This window comes from Mesorhizobium sp. M0898 (assembly GCF_040319695.1).
Classification (GTDB): domain Bacteria; phylum Pseudomonadota; class Alphaproteobacteria; order Rhizobiales; family Rhizobiaceae; genus Mesorhizobium.
In genome coordinates, this window is the sequence record NZ_JAMYOE010000086.1 from 1 (window position 1) to 8,917 (window position 8,917).

The 8,917-nt window shown below is 59.5% G+C and carries 7 protein-coding genes and 2 pseudogenes; 3 read left to right on the forward strand and 6 right to left on the reverse strand.

The window, feature by feature from the left end:
* The first annotated feature begins 393 nt into the window (after positions 1-393).
* Positions 394-1,827, forward strand: coding sequence for an aminotransferase-like domain-containing protein (locus tag NKH90_RS33605; RefSeq protein WP_352823573.1), 1,434 nt, complete (start codon positions 394-396; stop codon positions 1,825-1,827).
* A gap of 178 nt (positions 1,828-2,005) precedes the next feature.
* Positions 2,006-2,180, forward strand: a pseudogene (locus NKH90_RS34975) (transposase); the annotation flags it as partial.
* Positions 2,181-2,213: 33 nt separating this feature from the next.
* On the opposite strand, the gene NKH90_RS33610 reads toward NKH90_RS34975, so the two are convergent.
* The 5 genes from NKH90_RS33610 to NKH90_RS33630 all read right to left on the reverse strand — a co-directional run bounded on the left by NKH90_RS33610 (position 2,214) and on the right by NKH90_RS33630 (position 7,296).
* The gene (locus tag NKH90_RS33610) at positions 2,214-2,486 is read right to left on the reverse strand and encodes a MoaD/ThiS family protein (RefSeq protein WP_352823575.1); all 273 of its coding nucleotides are present in this window, start codon (positions 2,484-2,486) and stop codon (positions 2,214-2,216) included.
* Positions 2,486-4,750 carry a xanthine dehydrogenase family protein molybdopterin-binding subunit gene (locus NKH90_RS33615; protein ID WP_352823578.1) on the reverse strand — a complete coding sequence of 755 codons (2,265 nt, stop codon included), beginning with the start codon at positions 4,748-4,750 and terminating at the stop codon, positions 2,486-2,488. Before NKH90_RS33615 ends, NKH90_RS33610 begins: the two co-directional genes overlap by 1 nt.
* A 16-nt stretch (positions 4,751-4,766) precedes the next feature.
* Complete coding sequence (locus tag NKH90_RS33620) at positions 4,767-5,243, reverse strand: (2Fe-2S)-binding protein (RefSeq protein WP_352478287.1); 477 nt, start codon at positions 5,241-5,243, stop codon at positions 4,767-4,769.
* Positions 5,243-6,103 carry an FAD binding domain-containing protein gene (locus tag NKH90_RS33625; protein ID WP_352823580.1) on the reverse strand — a complete coding sequence of 287 codons (861 nt, stop codon included), beginning with the start codon at positions 6,101-6,103 and terminating at the stop codon, positions 5,243-5,245. Before NKH90_RS33625 ends, NKH90_RS33620 begins: the two co-directional genes overlap by 1 nt.
* A 377-nt stretch (positions 6,104-6,480) precedes the next feature.
* Positions 6,481-7,296 (reverse strand): HpcH/HpaI aldolase family protein, encoded by an 816-nt coding sequence (locus NKH90_RS33630; RefSeq protein ID WP_352823583.1) that lies wholly within the window; start codon positions 7,294-7,296, stop codon positions 6,481-6,483.
* 248 nt (positions 7,297-7,544) lie between these two features.
* Here NKH90_RS33630 and NKH90_RS33635 point away from each other — a divergent pair.
* Positions 7,545-7,836: pseudogene (locus NKH90_RS33635) on the forward strand (IS110 family transposase); the annotation flags it as partial.
* A 306-nt stretch (positions 7,837-8,142) separates the two neighbouring features.
* Here the strand turns inward: NKH90_RS33635 and NKH90_RS33640 are convergent.
* On the reverse strand, positions 8,143-8,917 hold a 775-nt coding region (locus NKH90_RS33640), incomplete at its 5' end, for a lyase family protein (RefSeq protein ID WP_352823585.1).

Below are 8,917 nucleotides of genomic sequence, written 5' to 3' on the forward strand. Positions count from 1 at the left end.
TGGTGGCAGCACGATGCCCTGCTAGTCCTCCTCCGATGATAACGACTGTTTCCATAAACCTTCCTCAGCGCCTGGCGACTCTGACGTTACCAACATGACAAAGAGAAACAAAATATGGAGACGCGCCAGTGTCAAATTCCTGCGAATTTGTTCAGCACAGATGGCGCAGTTTTGAAACCCCGAAGCGCGCCCTCGCCAGAAACTGTGCTCCGCGGAATTGGTGGCTTTTGTGCATTTTAACGACCAGAAAGGATAAATATGGATGGGTTCACGTGTTGCAGGAGGCTTAGGTTATGCAACGATCTGGCCGCCAAGACCCATTATTTGTCTAAAGGTGAACGGCTTTCTTGTGCAGACAAAGCAGATACCAGTTGCGATCGGAACTCCAATCCTATGACCGATGGTCCCCAGACGTCGGCGATGCGCCGCTACGAATTTGTCGTTGACCTCATCAAGCGCCGTATTCGCACCGGGACGCTGAGGGTCGGTGATCGCCTGCCGTCTGTGCGGCAGTTAAGCGAGGATACGGGGTACAGCCCGATGACAGTTCATCATGCATACGAGCTCTTGGAGGCTGAGGGTGTTTGCGAGGCCCGGCCCCGGTCGGGCTTCTATGTCATCGGTTTGCCGGCGCCAGCGACAGGCTCACGGAGTCACGATCGCGATGGAGAGACTGTCAAAAATCTGCCTGAGGCTTTGCTGCACATTTGCTATTCAAATGAGCTTGGCCCATTCGGCAGCTTCTACCCAAGTCCGGACTTATTCGACCGCAGCGACATAGATCGGCTGTTGCGCCAGCTCTTGCGGCAAGGCGAGACCAGGCTTGTTGGGTGCGATTCACCACAAGGCGACATGCAGTTGCGACATGAAATTTCGCGCCGCGTCTCAAAGCGAGGATGCGTCGTCGCACAAGGGGAAATAATCGTCGGCAACACCGGCATGTCGTGCTTCGACATGTGCCTCAATGCATTTACCAAGCCAGGAGACGTAATCCTTGTCGAAAGTCCATCTTATTTTCCAATGCTGGCTGGATTGAACCGCAAGAGCCTCTCCGTGGTGGAAATTTATTCCCACCCGCGCTCTGGCATCAATCCCGAACAATTCCTGCATCTTGTCCGCTCGAATTCCGTTCGCGTGGCATTGCTTATGGGCTCCCATCACTATCCCACAGGCGTGACCTATTCCGAGCAAACTATGCGCCGTGTTGTGGAAATTGCTCGCCAACACCAAGTGCTTATCCTCGAAAATGACATGTTCAGCGACCTGAATTACCGTGGCAACAGACAGCCTTCGTTCAAACAACACGATCCGTCCGATATCGTGGTGCAATTCGGGAGTTTTATGGCCTCGCTCCCGCCAGCGTATGGATTGGGTTGGATCATTGCCGGCACCCACACACGGCGTTTGATGACCCACCAGTATACACACGGACTGAACAGCGGTGACGGTATTGTCCAGCGCGCGATCGCCACGTTTCTGGCGATCCGTAGTCAGGACCGACATTTGAGGCAATTGCGCGGCACACTTGCCGCGAGGATGCAAAGGGGCCTCGAGCTAATCGCAGAACATTTTCCCAGTGAGTGTGTTGTATCGTCTCCCGCCGGCGGGTTTATGTGCTGGGTGCGAGGGCCACTCGCCTTCGATGCCACTGGCGCTTTGCTTCAGGCGATAGAATCTGACTTCAGTTTTCTCCCTGGTCCTATTTTCTCGATCGAGGCCTCATTCCGAAACTTCGTTGCACTTAACTTCTCGTTCCCATGGACAGCTCAAAACGAAACTTATCTGGCGAAACTGGGTGAGATGATGCACAGGTCGGTCGGGCGGTGATGACCATTCAGATTGAAGGGGTTGAGGCTGCGCAGTCAAGCGGAAGGATCAGCCAGCCCAACCTCAAGGAGCACTTGAACGAAACCTTCGTGCCGCAACGCCTGCCTGCGTACGGCTGACTTGCGCGAAATTTCGATTCAGACCCCAAGTATCAAGACCCAATCGAAAATTCGCTTTCTTAAAATACTTGAAGGGGCGCAGTTCGCACAAACTGCTGAGCGAGTTCGGGATATTGCGCAAGGGGCCAGCACCTATGGGCGAGGGGCTATTGGGTGGTGAGCAGCGGGAACGTGACTGATGAGATGTGGGCCGAATACAATGGCCGCGTGGGAAGCCGTGAGTGCACGGCCTGAAAAGCGCGGTGTCGGCCTCACGCGGCCGCATTTTCAAACAACGTGACAACGCCGTTGCAACTCATCCCCCCGCCAGCCTCGGCAGCAGGAAGATTTCCGCCGTTTCGGCAGTTCCTTCGACCAGGTGTCGCGATAGATCGTCCCGTCGATGGCGACGGCGATGCCGCGATCGATGTAGGGCTCGAGGCCGGGATACTGCTCAGCCAGTTTCCTGAACAGCTCCCGAATATCCTTCGCCTCGATCTCGACCTTGCTCTTGCCTCCGGCGATCGCGCCGAGCGATCCCCAGAGCGTCACTTCGACCATCAGCCCTCCCGTTCCGCCTCGATCGCCGCCAGGATGCGCGGCGGCGACATCGGTATATGCGCCATGCGCACACCGACCGCGTTCGAGACTGCATTGGCGATCGCCGCCAGCGGCGGCACGATCGAGGTCTCGCCGACGCCGCGCACCCCGTAGGGATGGTTAGGGTTGGGGATCTCGAGGATCTGTGTGTCGATCATCGGCAGGTCCGAGCAGACCGGGATGCGGTAGTCCAGGAAGCCAGGGTTCTGCAGCCGCCCGTCCTTGCCGTAGATGTACTCTTCGTTGAGCGCCCAGCCGATGCCTTGCGCGGCACCCCCCTGGTACTGCCCCTCGACATAGGTCGGATGCACCGCCTTGCCGGCGTCCTGAACGACGGTGTAGCGCAGCACCCTGGTGAAGCCGGTTTCCGGATCCACCTCGATATCGCAGATATGGGTGGCGAAGGAGACGCCGGCGCCGTCGGCGACGAGCTCGCTGTGGCCGGCGATCGGTCCGCCCGTCTTTCCGGAAGCGGCCGCGATCTCCTTCAGCGACAGCGCAGCAAGGTTGCCGTACTTCTCGCCCCTAGCGATCGCGTGGCCCTTTTCCCAGACCACGTCGTCGACCGGGATGTCCCACGTCTGCGCGGCGCGATCCCGCAGGATCTTGATGGCGTTGCGAGCGGCGGAGATCGTCGCCATCGAAGACGAGAAGGTGCCGCGGCTGCCGTCCGTCATATCGTTGTAGCCGAGGCTGGAGGTATCGGCGACCACCGCCTTGACCTGCTCATAGGGGATACCGAGCTCCTCTGCCGCCACCAGCGAAAGCGAGGCGCGCGAGCCACCCACGTCAACGGTTCCGACGGCAAGCGAGACCGAACCGTCCATGCCGATGTTGAGGTCGGTGCAGGTCTGGCCACCGAAGTTGAACCAGAAGCCGCAGGCCATGCCGCGGCCCTGGTTCTTGCCGAGCGGCGCCTTCATGTGCGGATGGTTCTTCGCCGCTTCCAGCGTCGGGCCGATGCCGATCGGGCCGTATACCGGGCCGTAGGACGATCTGGTGCCTTCCTGCGCCGCGTTCCTGATCCGGAACTCGACCGGGTCCATGCCGATCTCCTTGGCCAGCTCGTCGACCGCGCTTTCCACCGCAAACGCTGCCATCGGCGCCGACGGCGCGCGATAGGCCGCAGTCTTGGGCCGGTTGACCAGCACTTCGTAGCCGACCGTCCTGACGTTCTCGAGCTTGTAGCAGGCAAAGGCGGTCATGGCGCCGATCTCAGCCCACATGCCGGCATAGGGGCCGCAGGAATAGCGCAGCGTCGCCTCGGCCGCCGTGATCGTGCCGTCCTTACGGGCGCCGATCCTGACGTCGATCGAGGTGGCGCTGGTCGGGCCGGAGGCGCGGAACACCTCGTCGCGCGTCATGACCAGCTTGACCGGCCGCCCGGCCTTGCGTGACAGCGCCAGCGCCACCGGCTCGGCCCAGACATGGGTCTTGCCACCGAAACCGCCGCCGATCTCCGACGAGGTGACGCGCAGCTTCGAGGCTTCCATGCCAAGCAGCTGTGCACAGTGCTGGCGGTAGACAAAATGGCCTTGCGTACAGACCCAGAGGTCGGCGGTGCCGTCGGAGCTGACATTGGCGACGCAGGCATGCGGCTCGATGTAGCCCTGGTGCGTCTGCTCGGTCTTGAAGGAGCGTTCGACGACGAAATCGGCCTGGCCGAAGCCTTCATGGATGTCGCCATGGCCGTACTGGGTCCGCTTGGTGACGTTTGAAGGCTTGACAGGCTTTTCCTCGAGGCCCTCGGTGAAGATGGCGTCGTTGATCAGGGGTGCGGAGTGCTTCATCGCCTCGTCGACGTCGGTGACATGCGGCAGCACCTCGTAGTCGACCTCGATCAGCTTCAGTGCCTGCCTCGCCGTGCGGGCATCGACCGCAGCGACCGCGGCCACGGCATGGCCGTCATAGAGCGCTTTCTTGCGCGCCATGCAGTTGTCGAGGATGTCGTACATGGCCGCATCGCCGTCGGTCAGGTCGGGCAGGTCGGCCGCGGTGATCACCGCCTTGACGCCGGCAAGCTTCTCCGCCTTCGACGTGTCGATCTTCCTGATCGTGGCATGCGCATGAGGGCTTCTGAGAACGCGCCCGACCAGTTGCCCGGCCATGTTGAAGTCGGCGCCATAGCGTGCGCGGCCCGTCACCTTGTCGACGCCGTCGGGACGAATGGGACGCGTACCGACAGAGGTGAAATTGCGTCCGGAGTAACGCGGATCGAAATTCATCGTTATGCTCCCTTCATCACGCTTGTTTCATTACGATGGCGGCGTCCTGAACGGCACGCACGATCTTGTCATAGCCGGTGCAGCGGCAGAGGTTCCCGGCGAGGCCGAAGCGGATCTCCTCCTCGGTCGGATCGGGGTTCTTGGCCAAAAGGTCCTTGGCCGCCATGAGGAAGCCCGGCGTGCAGACGCCGCATTGAAGTGCGGCGTGCTCCAGGAATTTCTGCTGCAGCGGATGCAGCCTGTCGCCATGCGCCATGCCCTCGATGGTCTCGAGGTGCCGGCCCTCGGCCTCAGCGCCAAGCACCAGACATGAGCACACCAGCCGATCGTCAAGGATGATGCTGCAGGCCCCGCAGTCGCCGGTGCCGCAGCCTTCCTTGGCGCCCGTCAGTCCCAGGCGATCGCGCAGGACATCAAGCAGCGTCTCGTCCGGCTGGCAAAGGAACTCGACATTGTCGCCGTTGATTGTCGTTGATACTGCCACACCAGCCATCATTTGCCTCCTGCACGTGCATAGGCGGACGTGGCGGCCCGCTTGGCCAGCACACCCGCAACTTTCCGTCTGAATTCGATAGTGCCTCGCTTGTCGTCGATCGGACGGCAGGCGCCCGAGCAGACCTTGGCGAGCCTCTCCAGCGTGGCTTCGTCCAGCTTGGAGCCGATGAGAACCTCGGCGGCCTCCTCGACCAGAACCACCGTCGGCGCCACGGCGCCCAGCGCCAGGCGGGCGGATTTGACGCGACCTTGCTCATCGAGCGTCAGGTTCACACCGGCGCTGACCACCGCGATGTCCATCTCGGTGCGCGGGATGAAACGCAGATAGGCATCGCCCGAACGCGGCAGACGGCTGTCGAGCAGGATTGCCTCGATGATCTCGCCCTTTGCCAGCGACGTCTTGCCCGGCCCAGTCGGCACCGCTTCCACGGCAATCGTGCGCCTGGTTCCCGGGCCGACGACCACCGCCTTGGCGCCAGCGGCCACCAGTGCCGGCACGCTGTCGGCGGCCGGCGAGGCGTTGCAGAGATTGCCGACGATGGTGCAGCGTCCCTGCACCTGCTTGGAGCCGATCAGGTTCGCAGCTTCGACGACGCCGGGCCATGCGTTCTTCAGGGCCTTGCTCTCGCCCAGCACCGCGCAGGGGACCGCCGCGCCGATGCTGAAGCCCTCGGCTGTTTCCCTGATCTCGCCAAGCCCGTCGATCGCCTTGATGTCGACGATCAGGTCGGGTTCGATAAAGCCGCCTTTCATTCTCACCAAGAGGTCGCTGCCTCCGGCAAGGATGGCGGCCGTGCCGGCTGAGCCGGCCAACAGGCCGGCGGCGTCTTCAATTGAAAGCGGACGTATGTAACGCATCGTCTCCCCTTGGTCATCGTGATCTGAGCGACCGTTGTGAATCTCGGGACCGCTATAGCCATAAAAATCTATCAGCTGTCATTCGGCGGCTTTGGCCTCCGCTTTGAGCCCACGCTCGATATATGGAGATTCTCGATATCCTCCAGCCCGATCTGCAGGCGGATCAGGGGGCCGCCGTAATCCCCTTGGCGATGGTGCGGTCGACGAGGAAGAGCGCATGGCCAGGCTCTCACAGCCGCCCACGAATAGCCGATTTCGAAGACCCCTAACACGCCGAGGCAGGCGTACTTGTTTTTGACCGCCGCCGTTGAGCATGATCAAGGACACTAACCCTGCCGAAATACTTGGTAGCGTTTTCACTCCGAATTTGCGCAGACTTAGAGATGAGTGATTGCAGACTGTGGACCGAACCGGCGACAATGGTTAGCGAGAAACGCGTTGTGGAAATCTTTCGCCACAGCGCGGCCGCCCTGCAAAACAAAATCGGGGTCAGATCCATAGGTGAACAGGCTGAGGCCAAGTACTTTAAGTCGCATCATATATTCTATGGACGCCACATCGATGCCAGATGCTATACCGTACTTCTTAGCTGCATTCGCGACGGCTTGACATGCATCCACTAACTCGGGTGTGAGCTCTCCCGGTTCCATGCCCAAGGAAAGGGCAAGGTCTGCCGGTCCGACGAAGAGCGCGTCCACACCAGGCGTTGAAGCTATGTCGTCCAGATTATTGAGAGCCTCTCGCGTTTCAACCTGGAGTACGACGGCCAAACTAGAGTCCGCAGCCTTGCGATACTCCGCATTGTTTTGGTAATAGTTCGATGCTCTCCACGCTCCAGATCCACGCTTTCCCGTAGGCGGATATTTTGCGGACGACACAGCTTCGATGGCTTCGGCACCGGAGTTTACCATTGGCACCATGATGCCGTTCGCACCATGATCTAGCGCCGCTTTAATGAGTTCAATCCTGTTCCAAGCTACTCTGTAGAGTACAGGCATGCCGTACCGTTCAGTCGCAGGAAGAATCTGCAGGAGCGCGTTGGGCGGAATGGGCGAATGCTCGCCATCAACCAGAAGAAAATCTAGGTTTGTCTGCGCCAATGTCTCTGCGACTATCAGATGCGGAATGTGCATCCAGGCGCCAATTTGCGGTTTTCTCGACCTGATCGTTTCAGCGAACGGATGTCTTGCCATTTTCGGGATCCTCTGGCACCCAATCCTCTGCGCACCCAAGTGAGTTGTTCTCGGGGGACGATGGCAGGTTTCTCGGCTTTTGACATATACAGTTTGCCCAGAAATTGGCTATCACACCTATCATAGCCACCTTAGGGTCTTGCGATGCACCGACGCCCATATAATTCGCTGCAGGCGCGCACCGCACATGGCCAGTCAAAGTTTCTCTAGAATGTGGATGTTCATAACCTATTCCGGAGAGCCCGACCATGACCACTTCAGATTCTACAACCACCGCCGCGGTGCTGGTAGCGATGGACATTGCCGAGGTGCGCAATGAAGTTCTGATCGAAGCATCAGGCCACTAGCGCCGGTGTCGCCTTTTGATCCTAACACCCGTGCTGAGCATGATCGTCTGATCGAAGTGCTGCAGGCGTGCGGCCGCCCTGTGGTTTGCGCCTTTTGAGGCGGGAACTATCAACGACCGACAGCATGGCGCCTTGCTCAAGCGGGTTTGAGGTGCGGCTGGTGTCGTCGCTGGCGCTGGCCCGAACACGAGATCCAAGCACAGGTGATCCCAAGCTCGGGATCCAGGCGACGCTGCGGCTGTTCCCCGGAAGCGATCGATCTCGGAAAATACAGCGGCAGGTAGTGCCTCAGGGATACCGCGCTGGATCTCGGTCTTTGGCCCTGGGATCGCTTCATGTGTCTTCGACAGTTTCTGCACGTCGTTGATGCCGGCCCGCACCGGATCATGTTAGAGCTGTGACACGCGCTATCGAAACGCCATCCCAATCACAGGTCCATCGGCTCCCTCTTCCTTGAACGCGCGGTCACTTTCCCAATGACGACGCGGCGATGAAACTGCTATATCTGAGACAGGCGGCTGGCGATCTGGCCAATTATTGTGTGGGCCTTCCTGAAAGGAACGCCTCGCGACGTCATCCGTTCGGCGGCGACGGCCGTCATTGATGACCCGTCTTCCAGATGTTCGCGCATAGACTTCCCGTTGAACGACATGTATTTCACGATAAGCGATGTGAGGATGATGGCCCTCTTCACGGCCTCCTCTGAAAGCCTGAGAGGAGAGCAGCCGTAGTTGCTTGCCTCAATCGAGTTACTGAAAGGCGCTTTGCAGATAGCTGTTGCAGCAGAAACGTATGCGCCAATTACGGTGCTTGCCGACCCCTTGATGTGTTCAAGTAGAAATGGGTTCTTCTTTTGCGGAAGCATGGAAGAGCCGCCGGCAAGATAGTGAGGAATATCGACAAGAGCGAACTCACGAGTCGTCCAGACTTGCAGATCCTGGGCCACACGACTGAGCAAGGTTGAGATGCTAGCAAAGATTGAAAGCCCGTGCAGGTGATGGTCTCGGCTCGCGACCGCATCAAGTGAGTTGAACGACGGCAGTTCAAATCCTAGAAGATTTGCGGTTTTCAAAGGATCTATCGGCATACTGGTGCCTCCGCCGGCACCAGCGCCCATAGGGCAGTTCCTGATGTCTTCCAGCAGGGAATGGAGGCGCTGGCGCTCGCGCCCCAGAGCAAAGAAAACGCTGAGCAGGTAGTGCCCTGGCGATCCGGGGAGTGCAATCTGATACTGACTGTACAACGGCGCCACAAGTCTCGATGCTTCATCCACT